Source organism: Streptomyces sp. Inha503, from assembly GCF_047215865.1.
GTDB classification, from domain to species: Bacteria; Actinomycetota; Actinomycetes; order Streptomycetales; family Streptomycetaceae; genus Streptomyces; species Streptomyces lycopersici.
In genome coordinates this window covers 6,603,086-6,628,838 of the sequence record NZ_CP178360.1, presented here as the reverse complement: position 1 = coordinate 6,628,838, position 25,753 = coordinate 6,603,086, and the positions used below count along the sequence as shown (strand labels likewise).

Below are 25,753 nucleotides of genomic sequence, written 5' to 3'. Positions count from 1 at the left end.
TTCCTTCTGTCACGGCTTGTCGTTCTCGGCAGGCTCGGCGGACTCGGTGGACTCGGTGTGATCTGCGGATACCGAAGGCTCGGTGTCACACGGGGTACCGGCGGCGGACGTACCGCGAGCCGCCTGGCGGAAGGCGCCGAAGCGGGCTCCGGCTTCCTCGGGTCGTGGACGGCTGGCCTTGGGCTTGGGTTCCGTCTCGTCGGCCGCCTGGGCGGCCGCGCGGGTGGCGGCGGCCAGCGTCTCGCCACGGCGCCGCTTGGGCAGTCCATTGACCCGCGAGGGCTGCGCGGAGGGCTCCGGCGCGGACGACGGTGCGGGGGACGGGGACACCGGGGCGGTCTCCGGCGACGCGTACGGCGCGGCGGCCGGAGCGGACGCGGTCGGGGCCGACGCGGTCGGGGCGGGCGCGACCGTGGCGGTGGACGCGCTCGTGGCGGTCGGCGTGGCGGCTGTCTGCCGGGGGACCCCGGTGCGGACGGTGCCCGGCGTGTCGAGGACGACGGCGTCCTGGTTGATGTGCGTGACCAGCTGCTGCGGGATCAGGACGACGACACCGGTGCCGCCGCGCGCGGACGGCCGGAAGGAGACGGTGAGCCCGTGCTTGCGGGCCAGACAGCCGACGACCGCGAGGCCCAGCCGGGTGCCGGACAGGGTCATCAGGTCCAGGCTCTCGGAGGAGACGGCCTTCTGGGCGCGGTCCAGGGCGGCCGGGCCCATCACCAGGCCACCGTCCTCGACGGTGATCACGACGCCCGCGTGCGTCTCCTCGACGTACACGTGCACCTCCTCGGTGGGAGGCGAGAAGCTGGCGGCGTTGTCCATCAGTTCGGCGAGGGCGTGCATGACGCCCTCGGCCGCGTAACCGGCCACCGCGGCGTTGCTGGTCGAGTGGACCCGTACCCGCTGGAAGGCGCTGATCCGGCCGATCGCGCCGCGCAGCACCGACTCCATGACGATCGGCTTGGTCCAGCGGCGCCCGGAGCGGGCACCGGTCAGCACCGCGATACTGTCCGCGATCCGGCCCGCCTGGGCGGTGGTGTGGTCCAGCTTCAGCAGATCGCCGAGGACGGCCTCGTCGTGGCGGTTCTCCATCTCCCGGAGGTCGGCCAGCATGCTGGTGGCCAGCGCCTGGACGCGGCCCGCGGCGTTGGCGCACGCGGCCATCGCGGAGGCGCGCATCCGCTCACCGTCGCCGATCTCGCGCAGCAGGGTCCGCAGCAGATACTGGTGGGCCCGGCTGGTGGGGCGCTCCATGCGGGTGACCACGGTTTCCACCGAGCCCCCCTCGCGCAGTTGCCGTACCGCGGAGGGAATCGTTTCCTCGGCGAGCCGGGTGGCCTCGATCTCCCGCGCGGCGGCCGCGGTCTCCAGCGAGGTGACCCGCTCCTGGAGACGGTCGATGGTCCGCGAGCGGTTGGCGGCGACGGCGAGCGCCACCCCGAGCAGCACGGCGGCGGCCCCGCAGAAGACGGCGACGAAGACGCGCTGGGCGGATGGCACCGCGGTGGTCACCCACAGTCCCGCTCCGGCGGCGACGACGGCTGCCAGCAGGGGGACGGTCAGGGCCCCGCGCGTCACCGAGGGCCCTTTGTACGGATGGCTGGATATGTGTGCTGACATCTATCAGGTCCTCATGGGCGCGTTGAGGGATTTTGGCTGGACCACGCGGACATCAAGCCGTGGGCGCCACATGTTAGTAGAGTCACGTCGGTTTGACCGGGCCCTCTCAACACATGGATCATGACGGCCCGTCAAATCGGCGCGCTGTGAAGCGTCATGTTCCGGACGCATATGACGGTGCCATTGACGCAGCCATTTGCGCCACCGCCTGCGCCGCCGCCGTCGGCCCGCCCGGCGACGCTACGGAATCGCCAGCTCGGCCCAGATGACCTTGCCGTCCGAGGTGTAGCGGGTGCCCCAGCGCTCCGCGAACTGCGCGACCAGGAACAGCCCCCGGCCGCCCTCGTCCGTCGTCGCCGCGTACCGCAGATGCGGGGAGGTGCTGCTGGTGTCGGAGACCTCGCAGATCAGCGCGCGGTCGCGGAGGACCTGTACCCGGATCGGGCCGGTGGCGTGCCGGATGGCGTTGGTGATGAGCTCGCTGAGCACCAGCTCGGCGGTGAACGCGGCCTCGTCCAGCCCCCACTCCGCCAGCTTCCGCATGACCTCGGCGCGCACCCCGGACACCGCCGCGGGGTCGGACGGCACCTCCCAGGAGGCCACGCGGTCGGCGCCCACGACCCGGGTCCGGGCGGCGATCAGGGCGATGTCATCGCTCGGGTTGCTGGGCAGCAGCGCGTCCAGCACCTCGGTACAGATCTCGTCGGGGGTCCGGGCGGGGTGGGACAGGGCGCGGCGCAGCATCTCCAGACCGGTGTCGATCTCCCGGCGGCGGTCCTCGATGAGCCCGTCCGTATAGAGGACGAGATGGCTGCCCTGGGCCAGCTCGACCTCGGCGGTCTCGAACGGCAGCCCGCCCAGGCCCAGCGGCGGCCCCGCGGGCAGGTCCAGGAACTCCACCGAGCCGTCCGGACGCACCAGCGCGGGCGGCGGATGACCGGCCCGCGCCATCGTGCAACGCCGCGTCACCGGATCGTAGATCGCGTACAGACACGTGGCCCCCGTGATGCCCTCACTGCCGCCCCCGCCGGCGCTGCCGTCGCCGTCCGGCCCACCAGGACCCTCGTCCTGGTCAATCCGGGCGATCAGATCGTCCAGGTGGGAGAGGATCTCATCGGGCGGAAGGTCGAGCGTGGAAAAGTTGTGCACCGCCGTCCGCAACCGCCCCATCGTCGCCGCCGCGTGCAAGCCGTGACCCACCACATCCCCCACCACCAGCGCCACCCGCGCCCCCGGCAGCGGAATGACGTCAAACCAGTCACCCCCGACCCCCGACTCGGCCGGCAGATAGCGGAAGGCCACGTCCAGGGCGCTCTGGCTGGGCAGGGCGCGGGGCAGCAGGCTGTGCTGGAGGGTCACCGCCATGGTGTGCTCGCGGGTGTAGCGACGGGCGTTGTCGATGCAGACCGCGGCGTGCGAGGCGAGCTCTTCGGCGAGGGACACCTCTTCCTGCTCGAAGGGCTCGCGCTGCTTCATCCGCCAGAAGTTGACCACGCCCAGCAGCACGCCCCGGGCCCGCAGCGGCACGGTGACCAGCGACCGGACCCCGTACTCGATGACCTTGGCGGTCTGCTCGGGGTCCTGGGCCTGCCAGCCGGTGGCTTCGGAGAGATCGGACTCCACGACCGGCTCGCCCCCGCTCAGCCCGAACGCCTGGGGCGAGGACGGAACGAACGAGAACACCTTGCCGACCGGGTAGAAGGGGTGGTTGGGCCGGATGCCGTGGACCGCCTCGCGGCGCATCTCGACACCGCCGATCGCCAGCGGCTCCTCGCCGCGCGCCACGGTCTCCGCCAGGTCGACCGTGACGAAGTCGGCGAAGCGGTCCACCGCCACCTGCGCCAGCTCCTCGGCGGTACGGCTCACATCGAGCGTGGTGCCGATCTCCACACTCGCGTCGTATAGCAGCTTGAGCCGCTTCTGGGCCACTTCGGCACGGCCGGAGAGGGCGCGCAGCTCGGTGGAGTCGCGCAGGGTGGCGACGCTGCCGGGCGGGCCGCCGTCGCGGTCGGTCAGCCGGTTGTTGATGGCCAGCAGCCGGTCGCCGGCCACCAGCACCTCGTCGGTGACATCGCGCCCGGAGGCCAGGACGTCGGCGACATGGGGCTCCAGGCCCAGATCGTCGACGAGCCGCCCCTCCGGCCGCGGCGGCAGGTCCAGCAGCCGGGACGCCTCGTCGTTGGCCAGCACCAGCCGCCCCTCGTCGCCGAGGATCAGCACGCCCTCGCGCACCGAGTGCAGCACCGCGTCATGGTGCTCGTACATCCGCGTCATCTCGATCGGGTCCAGGCCACGGGTCTGCCGCCGCAGTCGCCTGCTCACCAGCGCGGTGCCGCCGGTGGCGAGGACGAGTGACGCGGAGACGGCGCCGACGAGGAGCGGCAGCTGGCGGTTGGCGAGCCCGCTCACCTTCTTGATCGTGATCCCCGCGCCGACCAAGCCGACCACCTTGTGGTGGCTGTCGAAGATGGGTGCCACGGCGTCCATCGCCTCGCCCAGGGTGCCGGGGCCGGTGTCGACGGTGGTGTGCCCGTGCAGCGCCGGCTCGATGTTGCCGACGTAGTGCTTGCCGATCCGGTTGAGCTTGGGGTGTGTGTACCGGATGCCCTTGTCGTTCGTGACCACGACGAAGTCGAGCCCGGATCTCTTCCGGGCGGCCTCGGCCTTCGGCTGGAGCACCTTGGTGGGGTTGGGGCTGTGCAGGGCCTGGACGATACCGGGGGAGTTGGCGAACGACTCGGCGACCGCGACGGACCGGCCGCGGGCCTCGTCGGTGGCGTCGTGCCGCACCTGGAGCACCAGGGCGATGGTGGCCGCGGCGCCGAGCAGCAGCACGATCACGAGTTGGAGGATGAAGACCTGCCCGGCGACGCTGCGAACGTTCAGCCAGGATCGAAAGCGCCGGCCCGCCACCTCCGGGCGTTCCCGCCGCCGACTCCGTGGGCGCCGACCGGGGAACATGCGGGCAGCCCACGATCGACCCATATACCGGGCCATACACATACATCTACACCGGGAATTCTTGGAAGGCGAATCTCCACTTCCGGTGACCGGGCGTCCGTCACCTTCCGCGCACCATGCGCGACTTTCCGCATCCATGGCGAATCCGCGGTGCGCCCATTGGCGGGCGACGTGCCGAGGACGGGGGTCTATGCAAATCTGAGAAAAGGGTAATTCACCCTTATTGCCGCGAATCGGTGTCGTGGCGGCGCCGATCGCACCGGACGAAGGAGCCCGACATGGCCAGTCACGCCGGTGGAGTTCAGACAGGGGCCGCCCCGGGCCATATGCACCGGGCGGTGAGCGGATGGCTCGTCTTCGCGGGTGTCATGATGATCTTCGGTGGTCTGATGAACCTGCTCCAGGGCATCTCGGCCATCCGGACCGACCGGGTCTTCCTGGTCACGCAGAGCTATATCTTCCAGTTCGACCTCTCCGGATGGGGCTGGGTCCACCTGGCCCTCGGGATCGCCGTGGTGGTCGCCGGGTTCGCGGTGTTCACCGGTGCCATGTGGGCCCGTGTCACGGGCGTGGTGCTGGCCGGTCTCGCGCTCATCGCCAACTTCCTGTGGCTGCCGTACTACCCGGTCTGGGCCACGGTGCTGCTCATCGTCGACGCCCTGGTGATCTGGGCGCTGTGCGCCGGGCCGAGCCGTGGTGGCGCGGGACGCTCCGAGATGGGACGGCCCGAGATGGGACGGCCCGGGGCAGGAGGGCCCGAGATGGGACGGCCCGGGACGGGAGGGCCCGAGGCGGGAGGGCCCGAGGCGGGACGCACCGCCTGAGGGACGTGATGCCTGGCTTCCCGGCAGGGCGCGGGGCAGGCTGGAGCCATGCTGCTGGCTGATGTCGCGCTGACCTCCCGCCAGGTCGCGGCCACCTCCGCCCGCTCGGAGAAGATCGCCGCACTGGCCCGGCTGTTCCGGCGTACGGAACCGGCCGAGGCGGCCGTGGTGATCACCTACCTCGCGGGCAAGCTGCCCCAGCGCCGCACCGGAGTGGGCTGGTCCACCCTGCGCCACCGGCGGGAACCCGCCGCCGAGCCGACGCTCGCGGTACTCGATGTGGACGAGGCCCTGAGCCGGGTGGCGGCGGTCGCCGGCACCGGTGCGGCGGCGACCCGCAAACGGCTGGTGGGCGAGCTGCTGTCCGCCGCGACCAAGGAGGAGCAGGGCTTTCTGCTCGGTCTGATCGGCGGGGAGCTGCGGCAGGGGGCACTGGAGGGGCTGGCCGTGGAGGGGCTCGCCGAGGCGGTCGGCGCACCGGCCGCCGAGGTGCGGCGGGCGGTGATGCTCGGCGGGTCGCTGGGCGCGGTGGCCGAAGCGCTGCTGGCACGCGGCCCCGAGGCGCTGGCCGACTTCCGGCTCGAGGTGGGGCGGCCCGTGCTGCCGATGCTCGCGCAGAGCGCCAAGGACCTCGACGAGGCCATGGACCGGCTGGGGGCGTGCGCGGTCGAGGAGAAGCTGGACGGGATCCGGGTGCAGGTGCACCGGGACGGCGAGGAAGTACGGATCTACACCCGCACCCTCGACGAGATCACCGATCGGCTGCCGGAGGTGGTCACGGCGGCGCGGGAGCTCGCGGTGGACCGGGCGATCCTCGATGGCGAGGTGATCCTGCTGGACGCGGAGGGACGGCCCCGGCCGTTCCAGGAGACCTCCGGCCGCGTCGGCTCGCGGCTCGATGTGGCCGGGGCGTCGGCCGCGCTGCCGCTCTCCCCCGTCTTCTTCGATCTGCTCGTCGTTGACGACCGCGATCTGCTCGACCTCCCGACCCGTGAGCGCCATGCCGAGCTGGCCCGGATCGCCCCCGGGCCCCGGCGGGTGCGGCGGCTGGTGGCCGACGACCCGGCGGATCCGGAAACCCGGCGGGCGGCCGGTGAGTTCGCGGCGGACGTGCTGGCCCGGGGGCATGAGGGGGTGCTGGTCAAGGGGTTGGAGGCGCCGTACGGCGCGGGCCGGCGCGGGGCGTCCTGGCTGAAGGTCAAGCCGGTGCACACGCTGGACCTGGTGGTGCTCGCGGCGGAGTGGGGGCACGGCCGCCGCACCGGGAAGCTGTCCAACCTCCATCTGGGCGCGCGGGCGCCGGACGGCACGTATGTGATGCTGGGCAAGACGTTCAAGGGGCTGACCGACGTGATGCTGGAGTGGCAGACGGAGGCGCTGCTGGGGATCGCGGTCAGTGACGACGGCTGGGTGGTGCGGGTGCGGCCGGAGCTGGTGGTGGAGGTGGCCTTCGACGGGCTCCAGCGCTCGTCCCGCTATCCGGCGGGCGTCACGCTGCGGTTTGCGCGGGTGCTGCGCTATCGGGAGGACAAACCGGCGGAGCAGGCGGATACGGTCGAGGCGGTGCTGGCGCTGCGGAGTGGGTGAGCGGGGGCCTCGGGGGCGGCGGCCGGACCTTGACGCCTGCGGCGGGCCGTTCCCAACCCCGCCCCTCCCCACAACTGGAGCTCCGCCCCAGCCCCCGGGCGCGGCCGACGTACGGAGGGCTGTTCCCCTCCCCGCCCCTTCCCGTAACTGGGGCTCCACCCCAGCCCCCGGGCGCGGCCGACGTACGGAGGGCTGTTCCCGTCCCCGCCCCTTCCCGTAACTGGGGCTCCGCCCCAGCCCCCGGGGGCCAGGGGCGCAGCTACCAGATCGCGCCGGACCCTCCCGGGCCGACCCCCAGACCCCGGGGTCCAGGAGCGCAGCCCTTGGTATCGGGAAGGGGCGGGGCGGGGAGTGATCCGCCGGACACCCCCCGGGCCCCGGGGCGGCCCGGGGGCGGGTCGGGGTCAGGTGGGGCTCAGGACGGGTTGTCTGCGTGGGTCAGGGTCTCCCAGCCCAGGAAGAGGCTGTTCGTGCCCGCCGGGCGCTGCCGCTCGGTGAGCTTCTGGGTGTTGGCCATCGCGATGCCGAGCCGGTTGTGCAGGGCGTTGTAGCCGACCTCGGTGATCGGGCCGAGGCCGCGCTTGACGCTGCCGCCGCACAGCCAGGACGGCGGGGCCTCGCCCAGCTCGTACTTCGACTGGAAGCCCAGCGCCTGCCGCAGCCGCTCGCCCACCTCGGGGTAGAGGTCCTGGCCCTGGATGCGGCTGGTCTCGGCGACGTGCGCGATGGAGGCGATGCCGTATCCCGTGTGGGTGAAGTCGCGGCAGGTCTCCTGGGTGAGCCCGGTGACGAAGGTCGACTGGCCCTGCCAGTACTTGATGATCTTGTCGCGGGTGTCAAGGCCGCTGCCCGGCGCGGTCTTGGGCAGGGAGCCGTCGGACTCCAGGTAGACATACGCCGGGACGCGGCCGCGGTACTTCGCGATCGCCTTGTCGTAGCTGGTCCGGTCGTCCAGGAAGACGGAGATGCCGGTGGCGGCCTCCACCATCACCAGCTCCCAGTTGCCGTTGGAGTTCGAGCCGCCGATGACCTTCGGCAGGTAGACGGTGCGCAGCATGGTCTTGAAGCGGTCGATCGAGGCGGCGGGCCAGCCGTCGTAGCTGTAGCGGATGATCTCGGCCGCCCGGGGCCAGGAGGATCCGGCCCAGCCGGTCTGGAGCGGGGCGTTGCTGTTGGTGTGGTCCTTGATGGTGGCCGACCAGGCGTCCATGATCTGGATCGCCTTCTCGGCGTAGCGGCTGTCGCGGGTGATGTACCAGGCCAGCGAGAGCGAGTAGGCGGCGAGCGCGTCCTGGCGCTCATCGGTGCAGCCGATGTTGGGGTCGGAGTACGGACCGCATTCGACGACCGCGCGGGGCTTGGGGGTGCGCGACAGCGAGGCGTACGGGCTCGCCAGCATCGCGTCGTACGCGCCCTTCCAGGGCTGGGCGCCGGCGTTGACCTTGGAGCGGACGAAGTCGAGCTGGGCGCGGCTGACGAGGACGCCGGGGTGGGTGAAGGCGGCCTTGGCCGTGGCCTTGGGCGCCGCTTCGGTAGCGGCCTTGGGCGCGGTGGACCGCGCGGTCTGCCCGGCCGTGGCCGGGCCGCTGAGGATGCCCGCGAACAGCGCGGCCAGCGCTGTGGCGAGGGCGAGATACAGGGCTCTGGTGCGCATGGGGGCGGCTCTCCTGACGGGTGAGTTCGTATGTGTGAACAACGGATGCCGACATGAACTCCTGTGGTGTCCGGGAAGTTAGCTCATGAACACGTCAAGGTCTAGACCTTCCGTTCATAGGAGAATGTGCGCCCCCGCCCCGATCGAGAGGCCCAGCGTGGAGACGACAGTCGCGGAGGACCAAGCCGCGGGCCCCGGCCGCCCACCGGCACCGCGCGGCGCCCGGGGCACCGTCGCCCGGCTGCCGCGCGCCGTCGCCCGGCTGCTGCGGCTTCCCGGCGGACGGGCCCGGCGGTGGGCCGCCTGGTGCGCGGTGCCGCCCCTGGCCGTGGTCAGCGTGGTGGTGCTGTGCCGGGCCGCGGACACCGACGGGATCACCCCCATACCGCAGCTGCTGGCCTTCCTGCCCTGGCTGCTGGTCCCGGCGGCGCTCGGGCTGCTGCTGAGCACGGCCGCGCGCTGGCCGCTGGGGTGCGGCTGGGCACTGGCGGCAGCGGCGGCCACCGGGTGGTTCATCCAGCCGTACGACGGCGGCTCCCCGCCCGAGCCGCGCGGACCGGTCCTCGCCCGACTGCGGGTGATGACCGCGAACCTCGAATTCGGCCAGGCCAGGGAGGGGCTGCTGAGCGCGCTGCGCCGGGAGCGGCCGGACCTGGTCGCGGTGCAGGAGTGCGATACGCGGTGCGCCGAGGCGCTGGACTCGGCCGCCGTCCGCGGGGCCTATCCGTACCGGAGCGTCGCCCTCGGCGACAGCGCCGCCGCGGGCTCGGCGATCCTCAGCCGCCATCCGCTGACCCGGACGGAGGGGGTGCGCGGCACGCTGCGGATGCCGGGCGCGGTCGTCCGGGTCGCGGGGCAGCGGCTGCGGATGCAGGTCGCCCATCCCATGCCGCCGATGCCGGGGCAACTGGACCTCTGGCGCACCGAGCTGGGGCGGCTGCGGGCCTACGCGGACGGGCGGGGCGGGGAACCCACGCTGATCGCGGGCGACTTCAACGCCACCCAGGACCACGCCGCCCTCCGGGCCCTCCTGGACACCGGGCTGCGGGACGGCGCACGGGCCACCGGGGAGTCCCGCACACCCAGCTGGCCGAGCGCCACGACCCCGTTCCTGGGGGCGCAGATCGACCACGTCCTGGTCAGCCGGGGCTTGAGGCCGCGCACGGCCCGCTTCCTGGATCTGCCGCACACCGACCACCGGGCGCTGCTGGTGGAACTGGACCTGTACGGACCACAGAGCTGAGGGTCGGCCGCGGGCTCAAGGGCTGACCGGGGACTCAAAGGCTGACCGGGCCTCCAAGGCTGAGTGGAGGCTCCAAGGCTGAGTGGAGGCTCCAAGGCTGACAGGAGGCTCCAAGGCTGATCGGAGCCTCAGCTCTCGCTCGGGTCGTAGGAGTTGGCCAGCTCGAATGGATCGGGCTCAAGACCCGCCGTGGGCCAGCGCTGCTCCCGCTGCCAGCGCGCGTTCTCCTGCGCGAGCGCGTCCCAGAGCAGATTGAGCGGGTGGGACGGGTCATACGACGCGCGCTCCCCGCGCCGGGTGAACGCGCCCAGCAGCACCTCCAGCCGGGGCCCGGTGTCATTGACCAGCTCGACGGCGCGCAGCCCGCGTCCGTAGACCACCCTCGGATCGCCCGCCGCGTCCGCGACCCCCTTGGTGACCAGCATGCAGCCGCGCAGCAGCCCGGAGCGCAGCAGCTCGAAGCCGTAGTTGACGGTGTCGATCTCGGCGGCGATGCGCAGCTTGCCGCGGTAGTCGCCGCCGAACCAGGTGTGCAGCACCCCGGCCATCAGCCCGCTCGCCGAGACCACCAGCGGCAGGGTGCGCAGCGCACTGGTCGGGGCGGTGGGGCCGGGCAGCTCGGCCTCGGAGAGGTTGGTCAGCAGCGAGACCCCGCTGCGCCGCCACTCCATCACATCGAAGGCGGCGAGCTCATCGTCGCCCTCGGGCCGGGTCACCACGGAGCCGCACACCAGGTCCACGTCCTTGGCGCGCAGCTTGGCCAGCACGTCCCGGGTGCGCACATGGCCGACCTTGAGCTCGATACCGCGCTGCCGGAAGTCCTCGGCCACCCGCTCCCCGGCGCCCGCCAGATAGCTGAGGGTAAATCGGGTGGTGCCCACCATCAGCGTTTTTCCCAGGCGGCGCCGTGACTCATGGATGCCGTCCAGCCAGTCGCCGAGAGTTCCGCGCGCCAATTCGACCAGGGCTTCTCCGGTGCCGGTGAACAGCACGTCCTTGCCGCGCCCCTGCTTGAGTATGAGGGGTTCGCCGCAAAGCTCGCGAAAGTTCCGGTTCATGGTGTCGATCTGCTTTTGCACACTGGACTGTTCGCGGCCCAGAATCCGTGCCGCGCCCAGCGCCGTACCGGCCTCATGGACCATGATCAGGGTGCGCAACTGGTCCATCGTGGTGTCCATCAGCGCGAGCGGGCTCTGCGCCCAGCGGCCGCGCCGATCCGTCGTCGGCGGGCCGAGCGAACCTGGTCTGACCATGATTTCCCCCGGTTTTCAACTTCTCCCGTTTTCCTGACTCCAGAGTTTAGTCAGCGATCCATGTGGTTACCCGAGTCCGATATGAGCGAGAAGCGGACCGATGCGCGGAACGTCAGGACCGGGGGCCACACCATACGAGTCAGCCGACCGGAAAAGGAGCTGTTCCCCGACGACGGGATCACGAAGTGGGACCTCGTCGAGTACTACCGGTCGGTCTCCCGGCGCGTCATTCCGCAGTTGCGCGGCCGCCCTTTGATGATGGAGCGCCATCCGGACGGAATCGGCGGCAAGCCGCTGATGCAGAAGAACGCGCCCGACTACTTTCCAGACTGGGTGCGCCGCGCCGTGCTCCCCAAGGAGGGCGGTGAGGTCACCCATGTGGTCTGCGACGACACCGCGACCCTCCTCTACCTCGCCGACCAGGCGTGCGTCACCCCGCACCGCTGGCTCTCCCGGGCCGACCGGCCCGACCACCCCGACCGGCTGGTCTTCGACCTCGATCCGCCGTCGCCGGGCGAGTCCGGCTTCGAGGAGGTGCGCTGGACGGCCCGCCGCTGCTGCGGGCTGCTCGGCGAGCTCGGGCTGCCGGGGCTGCTGATGACCACCGGCTCGCGCGGACTGCATGTCATCGTCCCGCTGGACCGCCGCGCCGACTTCGACACCGTGCGGGCCTTCGCCCGCGACGCCGCCGATCTGCTGGCCGCCCGGCACCCCGACCGGCTCACCACCGAGCCGCGCAAGGCCAAGCGGCGCGGTCGGCTCTACCTGGACACCCAGCGCAACGCCTACGCCCAGACCGCCGTCAGCCCGTACGGGGTGCGCGCCCGGCCCGGAGCCCCGGTGGCCACGCCCATCGACGCGCGGGAGCTGGACGACCCGGAGCTGAGGGCCGACCGCTGGACGCTGCGGACGGTCGGCGAACGGCTCGCGGACGACCCCTGGGCCCGTACGGACACCAGGGGCCGTTCGCTGCGCGGCCCCCGCGAGCGGCTGAAGCGGCTCGCGGAGGCCGAGGGCTGACCGCCCCGCGGTCTCAGGCGCCTATGTCGCCGCCGTCGCGCCGCCAGACGCTGATCACGGACGGCCGGGTCAGCTTGCCCGGGCCGTCGGGCCAGGTGGACGCGGGCTTCTCCACGCTCGCGCCGTCGATCTCGCCCGGGTGCTGCACGGCCACCAGCACCCGCCGGTCCTGCACGATCGGACCGCAGGTCTCGGCGCCGTTCGGCACGGTCAGGAACTGCTTGACCTCACCGCGGCGGCTGCCCGCCGTGGCCACGCCGAACAGCCCGTCGTGGTTGCCGAGCGCATTGCCGTCGGTGGAGATCCACAGGTTGCCGTACGCGTCGAAGGTGATGTTGTCCGGGCAGGAGATCGGGCTGACCTGGTCCTTCGGGAAGCCGCCGAAGTAGGTGCTCGGGTCCTCGGGGTCGCCGCAGACCAGGAACAGCCGCCAGTTGAAGCGGGTGGAGCCCGCGTTGTTCCAGCGCTCGGTCAGCTCCAGGATCTGGCCGTGCTTGTTGCCGTTGCGCGGGTTCGCCTCGTCGGCGGGGGCCTTGCCCTCCTTGCCGCGGTCGGTGTTGTTGGTCAGCGCGATGTAGACCCGGCCGGTGCGCGGGCTGGGCTCGACGTCCTCGGGGCGGTCCATCTTCGTAGCGCCCGCCTTGTCGGCGGCGATGCGGGTGAAGACGTAGACCTCCTCGGCGGTCATGCCCTCCACGAAGGAACGGTCGCCGCAGGCCAGCGGGATCCACTCACCGGCGCCGTCGAACTCGCCGTCCTTCGGCAGCTTTCCGGAGCCGTCGATCTCGGCGGACGGGCTGTCCCCGGTGAACTTGGCGACGTACAGCGTGCCCTCGTCCAGCAGCGTGCGGTTGTGCTCGCGGGCGGTGCGGCTGTTGCCCTTCATCATCCGCTTGGCGGAGACGAACTTGTAGAAGTAGTCGAACTTCTCGTCGTCGCCCATGTAGAGGACCGGACGGCCGTCGGTGGTCAGCCGGGGCTCGGCGGCCTCGTGCTTGAAGCGACCCAGCGCGGTGAGCTTGCGCGGAGTGGACTCGGGGTCGAACGGGTCGATCTCGATCACCCAGCCGAAGCGGTTGGACTCGTTCGGCTCCTTGGCCGCGTCGAAACGGTCGTCGAACCGTTCCCACTTGCGCTCGGAGGCGGCGCCGGTGATGCCGTACCGCTTCAGGCGGGCCGCGGTGGCCGGGTCGGTGACCGAACCGCCGTTGGCGAAGTACTGGTTGAAGTTCTCCTCACCGGAGAGCACCGTGCCCCACGGCGTGATGCCGCCGCCGCAGTTGTTCAGCGTGCCGAGGATCCGCTTGCCGGTCGGGTCGGCGGAGGTGCGCAGCAGCTCGCTGCCCGCCGCCGGGCCGGTGACCTCGAACGGAGTGGTCGCGGTGATACGGCGGTTGAGGCGGTGACGGGACAGCGCGGTGAGCCGGCCGAGACCGCGCTCCTCGGCCGTCACGACCACGGACAGGCCGTGCGCGGCCCAGCCGATCTCGGCCTGCTCTCGGGTAGGGTTCTCCGGGTCGTAACCCGAGAACATCAGCACCTCGTCGGTGTACTCGTGGTTGACCACGAGCAGCTGGTGGTCGCGCTCGCCGGGGACGTCCAGGACCGCCATGTAGTCGTTGTTGTAACCGAACTGGGCTGCCTGGGCCTTGGCGCTCTGCTGGTCCGGGTCGAACGCGGGCGCGCCGCGCAGGATCGGGTCGCCCCAGCGGATCACCACGTTCTGGTCGTGGCCCTCGGCGACGACCACGGTGTCCTCGGTGTTGGGGTCGACCGGCGCGAAGCGGAGGCCGCGGGCGGCCTTGCTCTTCGCGGCGGCCTCGTGCTCCGCGGCGGCGCCGCCGCCCGTCGCGGCGGACGCCCGCGGCGCCCGCTCCACCGCCACCGCACCGGTCGCGGCCGCCACGGTCACCACGGCACCGGCCCGCAGCAGGGCACGGCGCGAGGCGGCACCGGTGATGACATCGCCCACATAGGCGTTGTCGCTGGTGTTCGGCGTCTCGTGAAGGCAGGCGTCGCCACAGCGGTACCGGCACGTCAGTGCGGAACGACCGCCCGGGTGCGAGCTGATGAGCGGCAGGAGGTTGCGCACGTCTTCCCCTCCGTAAGGGTGTTCACGTATGGGCTTCGCCGGGCCCCGCACGGGCAGTACTCCGACGCGGTCCGGGCCGACATGACGTCGGGATCCTTTGGCGGCGAAGCTATGGGCGTAGAACCGCATGGCGGCGACGAACGCCTGAACCAGAGGTGAACGAAGCGCGAGCGGAATCGGCGGAAGAGGGCCGCCGAAGGGCCCGCTAGCCTTTCGGCACCACGGACATGCACCGCCATGCACCGCACTCGACACGTGAGAGGTATCTCCCATGGGCATACGGGACCTACTGCGCAAAGTTTTCGGCCGCTCCCGAACCACGGGGGTGGACGAATCTTCTGCTGCGCCGGAGGCGGCGGTTGTCCCGGACCCTCAGCCGAAGTCGGCGGAGTCGACGGTGGACCAGACGGCCGAGGACAAGCCCGAGCCTGCGCCCGCGCCGGAGCCTGCGCCTAAGCCTGAGCCGAAGGCTGATCCGGAGCCGAAGGCTGATCCGGAGCCCGAGCCGACAGCGGACGCGAACACGGACACGGACGCGGACACGGACACGGACACCAAGGCCCCGGCCTCGGCCCCGGCCCCGGACTCCCGGGACGACGAATCCGGGCACGACCCGGCCCTGTCCGCCCCGCTGAAGTCCCTCGACGAGATCCTGAAGTCCCCCGCGCACGAGGACACGCCGACGGGCACCGAAGAGACTCCGGCTGCGGCAGCGGCAGCGACCGACGAGAAGGAAGCGCCCGCCACCGCGCCGAAGTCGGAGGCGGAGGCGGAGGCGGAGGCGAACGAGCCCAAGCCCGCCGCCAAGGCGGAGGCTGCGGCCGCAGCCGGTGACAACGCCACCGCCCCCGCGGCCGACGTCGAAGCCGAGCCGACCCCCGAACCGGCGGCTCACGCCGAGGACAAGACGGAGACGAGCGCCGACGCCGAGCCGAAGGCTGAGTCCGGCGAGGAGCCTGCCGAGGCGTCGGCCGCGGCGCAGGCCGAGCCTGAGCCCGCAGCCGACCCCGCACCGGAGACCGTCAAGGCGGTGGCGGAGGCCGACACCACGCCCCAGACCGAGGTTGCGGAGGACCCCGCGCCGGAGACCGCCAAGGCGGAGCCGGAAGCCGCCGCCACGGCCGAGGCGGCAGCAGAGACCGCCGCGCCCGATGGTGAGGCAGCGGCAGAGGCTGCCGACGAGGCCGCGCCCGCCGCCAAGAGCGATGACAAGTCCGCCAAGGCAGAGGCCGAGGCCGAGACGGAAGCCGAACCGGAGGCCACGGCGGAGGCCACGCCCGCAGCCGCGAGCGCCCCCGAGCCCTCGGTCGACGGCGATGCCACGGCGGCTCCGGCGGCGGAGGCAAGCGCCGACACCGAGCCCAAGGCCGAAGCCGGGGCGGCAGCAGAGGCCATCAGTGAGGCCGCCCCTGCGGCCAAGACCGATGAGGAACCCGCCAAGGCGGAGGCCGAGCCCGAGGCCGAGCCCACGATCGAAGCCGACGCCGAGCCCGAGCCCGAAGCCGCCCCCGTGGCGGCCGCGCCCGCCGAGGCGGAGGCCGACGCACCCGCCACCGCCGCCAAGGCCGAAGCGCCCGCCGCCGCCATTTCCCTCGCCGACCTCACGTCGCGGGCGCCTGGGCTGGTCGGGGCGTACGGGGCGGCCGGGGAAGCCCTTCAGGAGAGCGGGCTGGGTGGGCAGCGGGCGGTCGTCTACCTCGTGCTGGACCGGTCCGGGTCGATGCGGGGGTACTTCAAGGACGGCACCGTGTCGCACCTCGCCGAGCAGGCGCTCGCCCTGTCCGCGCAGCTCGACACCAGCGGCACCGTGCCCGTCGTGTTCTTCTCCACCGATATCGACGGCACCGCCGACCTCGAGCTGGACCGGCACACCGGCCGGATCGAGGAGCTGCACGGCTCGCTCGGGCACATGGGGCGGACGAACTACCACACGGCCGTCAACGCCGTCATCGAGCACTACAAGGCGTCCGGCACCACCGACCCCGCGTTCGTGATCTTCCAGACGGACGGCGCGCCCACCACCAAGACCGCCGCCGAGAAGGCGCTGTGCGAGGCGGCGGGGCTGCCGCTGTTCTGGCAGTTCCTGGCGTTCGGGGACCCGGAGGCGAAGGGGTTCGACTTCCTGCGGAAGCTGGACACCTCGCCCGCCCTGGCCGTCCCGGAGAAGCGGGCCGTCGACAACACCGGCTTCTTCCACGCCGGGCTCGACCCCCGTACGGTCGCCGACGCCGAGCTGTACCGGGAGCTGCTGAAGAAATTCCCGGGCTGGCTGGCCGCCCGCGAGCAGGGCTGACCAGCGACCGCATCCGACTGGGCACCACTCGGGGGCCATCCGCCGCGGAAAATCGCCGCGCGGGTGGCCCCCGTCGCTCCGATACGATATTGGCGGCTCAACAGAGCGAAAAGTCACTTACCGTATCGACTCGGGAGCAGCCTGCAATGGCTCGACACCTCATCACCAGCGCCCTTCCCTACATCAACGGGATCAAGCACCTGGGCAACATGGTGGGGTCCATGCTCCCGGCCGACGTCTACTCCCGCTATATGCGCCAGCGCGGCCATGACGTCCTCTACATCTGCGCCACCGATGAGCACGGCACCCCCGCCGAGCTGGCCGCCAAGGAGGCCGGGCTGCCGGTCGACGAGTTCTGCGCCCAGCAGCATGAGGCACAGAAGGCGATCTACGACGGCTTCGGGCTCGCCTTCGACTACTTCGGCCGCAGCTCCTCCGCGCAGAACGTGCAGATCACCCAGACGATCGCACGGGAGCTCAAGGCGAACGGCTTCATCGAGGAGCGCTCGATCCGCCAGGTGTACTCCAACGCCGACGGCCGTTTCCTCCCCGACCGCTACATCGAGGGCACCTGCCCGCACTGCGGCTACGACCGCGCCCGCGGCGACCAGTGCGAGAACTGCACCCGGGTGCTCGACCCGACCGATCTGATCGACGCCCGCTCCGCGATCAGCGGCAGCCGCGATCTGGAGGTCCGGGAGACCAAGCACCTCTTCCTCCTCCAGTCCAAGCTGGCGGAGGAGGTCGCCGCCTGGGTCGACGAGCACGGCAAGGACTGGCCGACGCTGTCCTCCTCGATCGCCCGCAAGTGGCTGAACGAGGGGCTTCAGGACCGGGCGATCACCCGTGACCTGGACTGGGGCGTGCCGGTGCCGGCCGACACCTGGCCGGAGCTGGCGGCCGAGGGCAAGGTCTTCTACGTCTGGTTCGACGCCCCGATCGAGTACATCGGAGCCACGAAGGAGTGGGCGGACCTCGACCCGGCGAACCGCGACTGGAAGTCGTGGTGGTACGACGTGGACCGGACGGTCCGCTACACGGAGTTCATGGCCAAGGACAACGTCCCGTTCCACACGGTGATGTTCCCGGCCACCCTCCTCGGCACCCGGGACGTCTGGAAGAAGGTCGACTACGTCAAGGCGTTCAACTGGCTGACGTACTACGGCGGGAAGTTCTCCACCTCCGCCAAGCGCGGGGTGTTCACCGACGCCGCGCTCGAGGTGCTGCCCGCCGACTACTGGCGCTACTTCCTGATGGCGAACGCCCCGGAGTCCGACGACACCTCCTTCACCTGGGAGCACTTCACCGCCACCGTCAACAAGGACCTGGCCGACACCCTCGGCAACTTCGTCAACCGCGTGCTGTCCTTCTCCCGCAAGCGGTTCGGCGACGAGGTTCCGGCCGGGAAGGCCGCCGGGGAGGCGGAGGAGCGCCTGGGCGAGGAGATCGCGCGGCTGCTGGCGGAGTACGAGGAGCACATGGACGCGCTCCAGTTCCGCAAGGCCGCGGCGGCGCTGCGTGCCCTGTGGAGCGCGGGCAACTCCTACCTGGAGGAGAAGGCCCCCTGGCTGGAGATCAAGACCGACCAGGAGGCCGCGGCCCTCACCCTCCGTACGGCGATGAACCTCATCCACCTCTACGCGATCGTCTCCGAGCCGTTCATCCCGGCCTCGGCGCGGGCCATGCGGTCGACGTTCGCGCTGGGCGAGGACACCGCGACCTGGGTCGGCCAGGAGGAGGCGAAGGCGCTGGCGTCGATCCCGGCGGGCACGGCCTTCACGGTTCCCCCGGTGCTCTTCGCGAAGATCACCGAGGAGGACCTGGACGCCTTCCGGCAGCGCTTCGGCGGCGATGAGCAGAACGGGAACGGCGCCGCGTAGCCAGGGCCTCCCGCCCCTTCCCGAAGCATCGATATGCGGCTCCGCCGCGTGGCGGGGCTCCGGGGTCCAGGGGCGAAGCCCCTGGTTCGGGAAGGGGCGGGTAGGGGAAAGATCCTGCCGGACGCCCAGGCGCCCCGTAGGCGCAGCCCCGAACGGCACCGTGCGGCCCCCTCACGCGTCCCCTCACGCACGTGTTGATCGCGCGGCAACCGTTCGTTTAGCCCCCTCGAAGACCCTGTGGAGTCCATAGCCACCGGGAAATCGAGGAACACAGTGCCGGACGCGCGTGTCACGGTGACGGTCCACGGCCCCGACCCGCTCAGCCGGGCCGGGGTCGTGCGTCATCTGAAGCATCAGCCCAGCGTCGAGCTGGTCGACCGGCCACACCCGCTCGGCGACGAACCCCGCGGCGCCGTCGCCGTCATGCTCGCCGAGCGCCTCGACGACCGCGCCGGGGCGGAGCTGCGCCGTCTGGTGCGGGGCGGTCGGCAGCGGGTGGTGCTGATCGCGGGCGAGCTCCGGGAGACGGAGCTGATGGCGGTGATGGAGTACGGCGTCCAAGCCGTCCTATGGCAGCACCGGACCACGCCGAAGCGGCTGCTGCGCGCCGTGCACCGGGCCGCCCGCGCGGACCGGGGCACACCGTGCGGCGTGGACCGGAAGCTGTGACCCCAGGGTTTCAGACGACCCCAGGCCGTCAGAGGTCCGTGCCGTCGTGGGTCGCGTCGGGGTCGACCCCCAGCGTGAGGCTGCCGACGACGCCCTTCTCGATCTTCCCCTTGCGGTACTTCAGGCGCAGCAGCCCGCCCTGCGCGCCGTTGCCGGGGTAGATCCCGTCCTCGTCGAGGGTGGTGCGCTCGGTGGTGCTGGTGTTGTACGGGGCCACCTTCGCCGAGTCGAGCACAGCCTCCTCGGCGAAGAAGAGCTGACCGGTGTGGCAGGTGTGGCCGCCCTCGTAGCCGTCGTCCGTGAGCTTGCCGCCGATGTGCACCTTGGTGTGGATATGCACGCAGCGGCCCCGGTACCAGCCGGGGAAGACCGTGCTGAACTCGACGAAGCCGTGCCGGTCGGTCAGCTGGGTGCCGCGCAGATACCGCTTGTCGTCGGTCGGCTCCTGGTGGCCGCCACCGGGCGGGGCACCGGTCGGCGCGCCCGTCGGGGCGTCGGTGGGCGGGGTCCCGGTGGGCGGAGTGCCGCCGCCACCGCTGCTGGAGCTCTCGTAACCCGAGTAGAGCCCCAGCGCGTCGCAGTGCCAGATGTCGACGGCCGCCTTGGCCACGGGTTCGCAGCTGTCGGAGTCGATCACTTTGAGGCGGAGGGTCATCGGGATGCCCTCCTTGCCCTCGGTGATGTCCTTTCTGATCTTGTCGGCGTCGATGTAGTACGGCCCCTCGGTGGTCTCCGAGGTGAGCCGGTAACAGACCTCGCCGGACGGGGAGGACGTGGAGGACGTGGCGGCCGAGGGGGTGGCGGCGGAGGCGGACGCGGAGGTCTCGCCCGCCGAGGCGGTGGTGGCGACGGCCGCTCCCAGGCCCGCCGCCGCGACCGCCGCACCACCCGCCACCACGACCCGCCGCCTCGTCATGTCCCGCTGGGGCTGCGGCTCGAGGCCGTTGCTGCTCTGCTGTTCGGTCATGGGCCGGGACAGTAGGGAGGCAACCTGGCAGCCCCATGGGTACCGGCTGTGAATGGCTGTGCGAAGAGCGGCATTCGGCCACCCACGGCCACTCACACGCAGGGCGGGGGCGCGCCGTTCGGCACGCCCCCGCCCGGTGACTCTCGTCCGGCCCCCGCCTACTCGGCGGGCTTCTCGGCCTTCTCGCCCGTCTTCTCGGCCGCCTTCTCAGCCTGCTTGACCTGCGGCGGCTTGCGCAGCGACAGGTGCAGCTCGCGCAGCCGGGCGTCGTCCACCTCGCTGGGCGCGCCCATCAGCAGATCCTGGGCGTTGCCGTTGAGCGGGAAGGCGATGGTCTCGCGGATGTTGGGCTCATCGGCCAGCAGCATCACGATGCGGTCCACGCCGGGGGCGATACCGCCGTGCGGCGGGGCGCCGAAGTGGAACGCGCGCAGCATGCCGCCGAATTCGCGCTCGACCTCTTCCCGGGAGTAGCCCGCGATCTCGAACGCCTTGTACATGACTTCCGGCTCGTGGTTCCGGATGGCACCGGAGGACAGCTCCACACCGTTGCACACGATGTCGTACTGCCACGCGAGGATGTCCAGCGGGTCCTTGGTCTCCAGGGCCTCCAGACCGCCCTGCGGCATGGAGAAGGGGTTGTGGGAGAACTCGATCTGCCCGGTGTCCTCGTTCCGCTCGAACATCGGGAAGTCCACGATCCAGCAGAAGCGGAAGACGTTCTCTTCGAAGTGGCCGGCCCGCTTGGCGGCCTCGACCCGCACCGCGCCCATGATCTTGGAGACCTCGTCGAAGTCACCCGCGCCGAAGAAGATCGACGTGCCGGGCTTGCCCCCGACCTCGGCGATCAGCTTCTCGACGTCCTCCTCGGTGAGGAACTTCGCGATCGGGCCGGTCAGCTTGGAGTCCTCGCCGAGCCGCACCCAGGCCAGCCCCTTGGCGCCCTGCTGAGAGGCGAACTCACCGAGCTGGTCGAAGAACTTCCGGGGCTGCTCGGCGGTATCCGGCACGGCCAGCGCGCGCACGTGCTTGTCCGCGAACGCCTTGAAGCCGGAGCCCTCGAAGATGTGGCTGACGTCCCGCAGCTCCAGCTGGGCCCGCAGATCCGGCTTGTCCGAGCCGTACTTCAGCATGGCCTCGCGGAACGGGATCCTGGGGAAGGGCGAGGTCACATGGCGGCCGTCGCCGAACTCCTCGAAGAGCTCGGTCATGACCTTCTCGATGACGCCGAAGACGTCCTCCTGCTCGACGAAGCTCATCTCGACGTCGAGCTGGTAGAACTCGCCAGGCGAGCGGTCGGCGCGGGCGTCCTCGTCGCGGAAGCAGGGCGCGATCTGGAAGTAGCGGTCGAAGCCCGCGATCATCAGCAGCTGCTTGAACTGCTGCGGGGCCTGCGGCAGCGCGTAGAACTTGCCCGCGTGCAGCCGGGACGGGACCAGGAAGTCCCGGGCGCCCTCGGGGGAGGTGGCGGACAGGATCGGGGTCGCCAGCTCGTTGAAGCCCTGCGCGGTCATCTTCTGCCGGATGGCGGAGATGACGGCGGAGCGCAGCATGATGTTGCGGTGCATGCGCTCGCGGCGCAGGTCCAGGAAGCGGTACTCCAGCCGCCGCTCCTCGCCGACCCCGTCCTCGGGGAAGACGGTGAAGGGCAGCGGGTCGGCGGCGCCGAGCACCTCGACGTCGGCGACCTCGACCTCGATCTCGCCGGTCGGCAGCTCGGGGTTGACGTTGTCCGCGCCGCGCTCGATGACCCGGCCGTCCACCCGGACGACGGTCTCCTTGCTGATGGAGCTCAGTGCCTCGTTGGCGGGGGTGTCGGGGCGCACCACCAGCTGGACCAGGCCATAGTGGTCGCGGAGATCGATGAAGAGGATGCCGCCCAGGTTCCGTCGATTGTGGAGCCATCCGGAGAGCCGGACGTCGGTGCCGACGTCAGCGGCGCGGAGCTGACCACACGTGTGGGACCGGTACCGATGCATCATTCATCCAAGTCGTGTCGATCGGGAGGCGTACGTACCCTAGGGAAGCTTCCGGCCAAGCCTACCGGCGCCACGACCCTCACTGGTAAGCGGTTGGCAAATCCCCATAAGGTAGCGCAATGCGCACCGAGGACCTGCTGGCCGCCATAGCGACCGGCCTATGGCGCTGGGACAGTGTCTCGGGCGCCGTCACCTATGACGCGGAGGCCGCCCGGCTGGTCGGCCTTCCCGCCGAGGCCGTCACCCTCCCCGAGGCCGCCGCCCGCGCCTGCTTCCACCCCGCGGACTGGCTCGAGGTCAAGGCGATAGTCCAGCTCGCGGTGGCCGAGGGCACCCTGGCCGAGGCCCGGCTGCGCATCGTGGACGAGAAGGGCACCGTACTGCGGACCGTGCGCACCCGCTCCCGGCCGATAGCGCGGGGCGGCAGCGACGACGGCTACTACCTGCTCGGCACCCTCCAGGAGGTCCCCGACCCGCTGCCGGGCACCTCGGCAGGCGGCCCGCCGATCACCGGCGACTGGCGCCGCAACCGCGAGGCGTTCCTGCTGGACGCGGGGCGGGCACTGGCGGAGGCGATGTCCACCGCCGAGGTGCTGCGGGTGGCGGCGGGGCTGTCGATGCCGGGCTTCTCCCCGGACGGGCTCGCGGTCTTCGGCGTCGAGGGCGAGCGGATCTCGGTGATCGGCCACCACGGGCCGCGGGCGGGCACCGACCGTCCCCTTCACGACATCGCGCTGAGCACCGACCATCCGGCGGCGGAGGTGGTGCGCACCGGCCGGGCGGTCTATCTGCCCACACCGGAGGAGTACCGCGGCCGGTTCCCGGCCGGGTGGTCGCCGGGCCGCTCCCGCGCCCGCCGGTCCTGGGCGTTTCTGCCGCTGATCGTCGCGGGCCGCACCATCGGCGCATGGATGGCCGGATTCGCCCATCCGGTGTCGTTCTCGCCCGATGAGCGCTCGGTGCTGACCACGATCGCCCGGATGCTGGCCCAGGCGCTGTCCCGCACCGCGCTCCAGGAGACCGAGCGGGAGCTGGCGGACGGGCTCCAGCGCTCGATGCTGCCCGCCAGCAAGCCCGACATCCCGGGGCTGACGGTGGCCGCGCGCTATGTGCCGACCGGCGGCGGGCTCCAGGTCGGCGGCGACTGGTACGACGTGATCGGGCTGCCCTCGGGGCGTACCGCGCTGGTGATCGGCGATGTGCAGGGCCACGATGTGCGCGCCGCCGGGATCATGGGGCAGCTGAGGATCGCGGTCCGGGCGTACGCCTCCGAGGGCCACCACCCCGACGCGGTGCTCTCCCGCGCCTCCCGCTTCCTGGCCGGTCTCGCCGAACCCGAGGGCCCGGACGGCCGCTACGACCCGAGGTTCGCCACCTGTCTCTATATGGAGGTGGACCCGGTGGCGGGCACCCTGGACATCGCCCGCGCGGGCCACCCCGACCCGGCGGTCCGGCTGGCCGACGGGACGATGATGCTCCGGCCCACCGCGGGCGGGCTGCCGCTGGGCATCGACCCGGACACCGACTATCCGACCACCCGGGTGGTGCTGGAGCCCGGCGAGACGCTGCTGATGTGCACCGACGGGCTGATCGAGACCGGCGGGCACGATCTGGAGAGCGGCTGGGGCCGGATCCGGGAGGTCTTCGAGCGGCCCGCCGCCCCGGACGCCGGCTCCGGCGGGCTCGACTCGGACGACCTCGAGATCCTGGCCGACTCCCTGGTGCAGGCGGTGCACGGGCCGCCCTCCCACCACACCACCGGTCCGCTCGCGGACCGGCGCGAGGACGACATAGCGCTGCTGCTGATCCGCCGGGAGGCGGAGGTGTGCCTGGTCGGGCCCGGTTCGGCGCCGGTGCGGCGTACGGCGGTCACGGTGGCGCAGGCCGAACCGGAGCGGATAGCGGGCGCCCGCCGGCAGCTGCGCGACATGCTGCACGACTGGGCGGACCCGGACCAGGTGGAGTCGGCGGTGCTGATGCTCTCCGAGATGGTCACCAATGTGCTGCTGCACACCGACGGGGACGCCCTGCTGGTGGCCGAGGTCAGCGGGCGGCCCGGGACCCGGCGGCTGCGGCTGGACGTCGCCGACAGCAGCGACGAGCTGCCGCACCGCCGCCGCCCGGGCGAACTGGCCTCCTCCGGGCGCGGCCTGCTGCTGATGGAACTGCTGGCCGACAACTGGGGGGTGGACCCGCGCGGCGACGGCAAATGCATCTGGTACGAACTGCACGAGGCAGGGCCGGAGGCCGGGGCCTCGTCCCAGCCTGACGGGGCCTAGGGGCGTCCGGCGGACCACGCGGCGGAGCCGCATATCGATGCTGTCCCCTCCCCGCCCCTTCCCGAAACTGGGGCTCCGCCCCAGACCCCGGGGTCCAGGGGCGAAGCTCCTGGTATCGGGAAGGGGCGGGGAGGGGAGCAGCCCGACGCAGGCGTCACGATCCGCCGGACACCTCGTAGCCCTCGGCCGGGATGGTGCCGGGGCGGCCGGGCTGATCAGTGGAAGAGCCGGGAACCGAGCGGGTGTTGTTCGTCGAAGCCGGGAAGTATCAGGAAGCTCGCGCTGGCGGTCGTGGTCGTGAATTCCAGCAGGGCGTCGGAATTGTCCATCCGGGTGAGGGTGTTGGTGAAGGTCCGTATGTCGTTCTGGAAGCTCATGAAGAGCAGGCCGGGGGCGGGTCCGTCGATGCTGTAGGAGCGACGGAGCATGAGGCCGACGCCGACCGCGGTGGAGTGTGCCCTGCGGGCATGGGCGTCCACCGGGACGAGGTAGCGCCCGTCCGGCGTCTTGGCGCCGAGGTCCGGGCCCGAGGCGATGGTGCCACCGGAGAGGGGCACACCAGTGGCCCGGCGCCGGCCGAAGACCGCTTCCTGTTCGGCGACGGACAGCTTGGCGAACCTCGGCAGGTCGAGTTCCATGCGCCGCAGTACGGCGAGGGTGCCGTCGGCGACATGAGCCGGTCCTGCCAACCACAGGTGGCGTCGTTGTTCGGCCTTCGTGTGGGGGCCCACGATGCCGTCGACGAAACCGAAGAGGTTCCGTGGCGCGGCAAGGCCCCGATCCACCGGCACGTTCGCACCGCGGACTCCGGACTGCCGCCAGCGTTCCCGTATCCGGTCACCGGCCCGCTCCAGAAGCGCGGCGGCCACGACCGGTATCACCAAGGCGTCGTCGGCGCAGATCTGTATCAGCAGGTCGCCCCCGCGCGCCCGGGAGGCGATCCGTTCACGGGAGAACCGTGGGAGGTCCTTCGCGCCGGGCAGGTCGGGATCGACCTCGCGCACCAGCCGGGGGCCCACCCCGACCGTCACGGTCAGATCGCCCGGCTCCAGGCCCATCAGCCGTGCGTCGGTCCCCGCGGTGAGGGTGCGGATGGCCTCGCCGAGTTCGGCCAGCAGCGGACGGACGGCCGCGGCATCGACGTCAACGAGGTCGGCCACCACGGCCAGCAGGTTCCGCTGGGCCGGTTGCGGAAGGGTGATGCCCGCCTGGTACCGGCCGGTTGGTGATACCGGCGGGGTCGGCTCGGGGGCATCGTCCCGGTCCGGCGGGGCGGAACTCGATTGGCACCCGGCGGAGAGGCCGACGGCGGTCACGGTGCCGGTGGCACCGAGGAACGCGCGGCGTGACGGGCGGGAGTCGGCTGGGCGCACAGTGTGAACTGTGCCATATCCGCATCGGCGCCCGCGACTTCATCGGCGTCCGTGCCAGG

General features: G+C 71.6%; 16 protein-coding genes and 1 pseudogene. 8 read left to right on the top strand and 9 right to left on the bottom strand.

Features of this window, described 5'->3' with window-relative positions:
- Nucleotides 1-9: 9 nt before the first annotated feature.
- The 3 genes from ACJX2R_RS27600 to ACJX2R_RS27590 all read right to left on the bottom strand — a co-directional run bounded on the left by ACJX2R_RS27600 (nt 10) and on the right by ACJX2R_RS27590 (nt 4,715).
- Nucleotides 10-1,620: a sensor histidine kinase gene (locus ACJX2R_RS27600; protein ID WP_413102346.1), complete on the bottom strand. Its 1,611-nt coding sequence runs from the start codon at nt 1,618-1,620 to the stop codon at nt 10-12.
- A gap of 240 nt (nt 1,621-1,860) precedes the next feature.
- Complete coding sequence (locus tag ACJX2R_RS27595) at nt 1,861-4,581, bottom strand: SpoIIE family protein phosphatase (protein WP_413102345.1); 2,721 nt, start codon at nt 4,579-4,581, stop codon at nt 1,861-1,863.
- Nucleotides 4,503-4,715 (bottom strand): hypothetical protein, encoded by a 213-nt coding sequence (locus ACJX2R_RS27590; RefSeq protein WP_413102344.1) that lies wholly within the window; start codon nt 4,713-4,715, stop codon nt 4,503-4,505. Before ACJX2R_RS27590 ends, ACJX2R_RS27595 begins: the two co-directional genes overlap by 79 nt.
- Before the next feature lie 144 nt (nt 4,716-4,859).
- Between ACJX2R_RS27590 and ACJX2R_RS27585 the strand changes: the two are divergent.
- Together ACJX2R_RS27585 and ACJX2R_RS27580 are read left to right on the top strand one after the other, a co-directional pair.
- Nucleotides 4,860-5,276 (top strand): annotated as a pseudogene (locus tag ACJX2R_RS27585) (hypothetical protein); the annotation flags it as partial.
- Between the two features lie 177 nt (nt 5,277-5,453).
- Nucleotides 5,454-6,992, top strand: coding sequence for an ATP-dependent DNA ligase (locus ACJX2R_RS27580; RefSeq protein WP_413102343.1), 1,539 nt, complete (start codon nt 5,454-5,456; stop codon nt 6,990-6,992).
- Nucleotides 6,993-7,407: 415 nt separating this feature from the next.
- Here the strand turns inward: ACJX2R_RS27580 and ACJX2R_RS27575 are convergent, their stop codons facing one another.
- The gene (locus tag ACJX2R_RS27575; RefSeq protein WP_413102342.1) at nt 7,408-8,646 is read right to left on the bottom strand and encodes an alginate lyase family protein; all 1,239 of its coding nucleotides are present in this window, start codon (nt 8,644-8,646) and stop codon (nt 7,408-7,410) included.
- A 157-nt stretch (nt 8,647-8,803) separates the two neighbouring features.
- Between ACJX2R_RS27575 and ACJX2R_RS27570 the strand changes: the two genes are divergently transcribed.
- On the top strand, nt 8,804-9,889 hold the full coding sequence (locus ACJX2R_RS27570; RefSeq protein ID WP_413102341.1) for an endonuclease/exonuclease/phosphatase family protein: 1,086 nt from the start codon (nt 8,804-8,806) through the stop codon (nt 9,887-9,889).
- A gap of 128 nt (nt 9,890-10,017) precedes the next feature.
- Here the strand turns inward: ACJX2R_RS27570 and ACJX2R_RS27565 are convergent, their stop codons facing one another.
- Nucleotides 10,018-11,055: a LysR family transcriptional regulator gene (locus tag ACJX2R_RS27565; RefSeq protein WP_413105954.1), complete on the bottom strand. Its 1,038-nt coding sequence runs from the start codon at nt 11,053-11,055 to the stop codon at nt 10,018-10,020.
- A gap of 168 nt (nt 11,056-11,223) precedes the next feature.
- Here ACJX2R_RS27565 and ligD point away from each other — a divergent pair, with 168 nt between their 5' ends.
- The gene (ligD, locus tag ACJX2R_RS27560; RefSeq protein ID WP_413102340.1) at nt 11,224-12,162 is read left to right on the top strand and encodes a non-homologous end-joining DNA ligase; all 939 of its coding nucleotides are present in this window, start codon (nt 11,224-11,226) and stop codon (nt 12,160-12,162) included.
- A 13-nt stretch (nt 12,163-12,175) separates the two neighbouring features.
- Here ligD and ACJX2R_RS27555 read toward each other — a convergent pair whose 3' ends face one another.
- Nucleotides 12,176-14,254, bottom strand: coding sequence for a PhoX family protein (locus ACJX2R_RS27555; RefSeq protein WP_413102339.1), 2,079 nt, complete (start codon nt 14,252-14,254; stop codon nt 12,176-12,178).
- 397 nt (nt 14,255-14,651) lie between these two features.
- On the opposite strand from ACJX2R_RS27555, the gene ACJX2R_RS27550 reads away from it, so the two are divergent.
- The 3 genes from ACJX2R_RS27550 to ACJX2R_RS27540 all read left to right on the top strand — a co-directional run bounded on the left by ACJX2R_RS27550 (nt 14,652) and on the right by ACJX2R_RS27540 (nt 19,096).
- Nucleotides 14,652-16,547 carry a VWA domain-containing protein gene (locus tag ACJX2R_RS27550; RefSeq protein WP_413102338.1) on the top strand — a complete coding sequence of 632 codons (1,896 nt, stop codon included), beginning with the start codon at nt 14,652-14,654 and terminating at the stop codon, nt 16,545-16,547.
- 146 nt (nt 16,548-16,693) lie between these two features.
- Nucleotides 16,694-18,427 (top strand): methionine--tRNA ligase, encoded by a 1,734-nt coding sequence (metG, locus tag ACJX2R_RS27545; protein WP_413102337.1) that lies wholly within the window; start codon nt 16,694-16,696, stop codon nt 18,425-18,427.
- A gap of 273 nt (nt 18,428-18,700) precedes the next feature.
- Nucleotides 18,701-19,096, top strand: coding sequence for a DNA-binding response regulator (locus tag ACJX2R_RS27540; RefSeq protein ID WP_413102336.1), 396 nt, complete (start codon nt 18,701-18,703; stop codon nt 19,094-19,096).
- A 28-nt stretch (nt 19,097-19,124) separates the two neighbouring features.
- Here ACJX2R_RS27540 and ACJX2R_RS27535 read toward each other — a convergent pair whose 3' ends face one another.
- On the bottom strand, nt 19,125-20,063 hold the full coding sequence (locus ACJX2R_RS27535; protein WP_413102335.1) for an intradiol ring-cleavage dioxygenase: 939 nt from the start codon (nt 20,061-20,063) through the stop codon (nt 19,125-19,127).
- Between the two features lie 158 nt (nt 20,064-20,221).
- Nucleotides 20,222-22,042, bottom strand: a complete 1,821-nt coding sequence (gene aspS / locus ACJX2R_RS27530; RefSeq protein ID WP_262702109.1) for an aspartate--tRNA ligase — start codon at nt 22,040-22,042, stop codon at nt 20,222-20,224.
- A gap of 119 nt (nt 22,043-22,161) precedes the next feature.
- Here aspS and ACJX2R_RS27525 point away from each other — a divergent pair, with 119 nt between their 5' ends.
- Complete coding sequence (locus ACJX2R_RS27525) at nt 22,162-24,321, top strand: SpoIIE family protein phosphatase (protein ID WP_413102334.1); 2,160 nt, start codon at nt 22,162-22,164, stop codon at nt 24,319-24,321.
- 215 nt (nt 24,322-24,536) lie between these two features.
- Here the strand turns inward: ACJX2R_RS27525 and ACJX2R_RS27520 are convergent, their stop codons facing one another.
- Nucleotides 24,537-25,694 (bottom strand): Dyp-type peroxidase, encoded by a 1,158-nt coding sequence (locus tag ACJX2R_RS27520; RefSeq protein ID WP_413102333.1) that lies wholly within the window; start codon nt 25,692-25,694, stop codon nt 24,537-24,539.
- Between the last annotated feature and the right edge of the window lie 59 nt (nt 25,695-25,753).

Excerpts from the sequence above, each read along its gene's own strand:
- ACJX2R_RS27600 (WP_413102346.1), bottom strand. The coding sequence starts at position 1,620 with ATGTCAGCACACATATCCAGCCATCCGTACAAAGGGCCCTCGGTGACG.
- ACJX2R_RS27595 (WP_413102345.1), bottom strand. The coding sequence starts at position 4,581 with ATGTTCCCCGGTCGGCGCCCACGGAGTCGGCGGCGGGAACGCCCGGAG.
- ACJX2R_RS27590 (WP_413102344.1), bottom strand. The coding sequence starts at position 4,715 with ATGCGGAAAGTCGCGCATGGTGCGCGGAAGGTGACGGACGCCCGGTCA.
- ACJX2R_RS27580 (WP_413102343.1), top strand. The coding sequence starts at position 5,454 with ATGCTGCTGGCTGATGTCGCGCTGACCTCCCGCCAGGTCGCGGCCACC.
- ACJX2R_RS27575 (WP_413102342.1), bottom strand. The coding sequence starts at position 8,646 with ATGCGCACCAGAGCCCTGTATCTCGCCCTCGCCACAGCGCTGGCCGCG.
- ACJX2R_RS27565 (WP_413105954.1), bottom strand. The coding sequence starts at position 11,055 with ATGGACCAGTTGCGCACCCTGATCATGGTCCATGAGGCCGGTACGGCG.
- ligD (WP_413102340.1), top strand. The coding sequence starts at position 11,224 with ATGAGCGAGAAGCGGACCGATGCGCGGAACGTCAGGACCGGGGGCCAC.
- metG (WP_413102337.1), top strand. The coding sequence starts at position 16,694 with ATGGCTCGACACCTCATCACCAGCGCCCTTCCCTACATCAACGGGATC.
- ACJX2R_RS27535 (WP_413102335.1), bottom strand. The coding sequence starts at position 20,063 with ATGACCGAACAGCAGAGCAGCAACGGCCTCGAGCCGCAGCCCCAGCGG.
- aspS (WP_262702109.1), bottom strand. The coding sequence starts at position 22,042 with ATGCATCGGTACCGGTCCCACACGTGTGGTCAGCTCCGCGCCGCTGAC.
- ACJX2R_RS27525 (WP_413102334.1), top strand. The coding sequence starts at position 22,162 with ATGCGCACCGAGGACCTGCTGGCCGCCATAGCGACCGGCCTATGGCGC.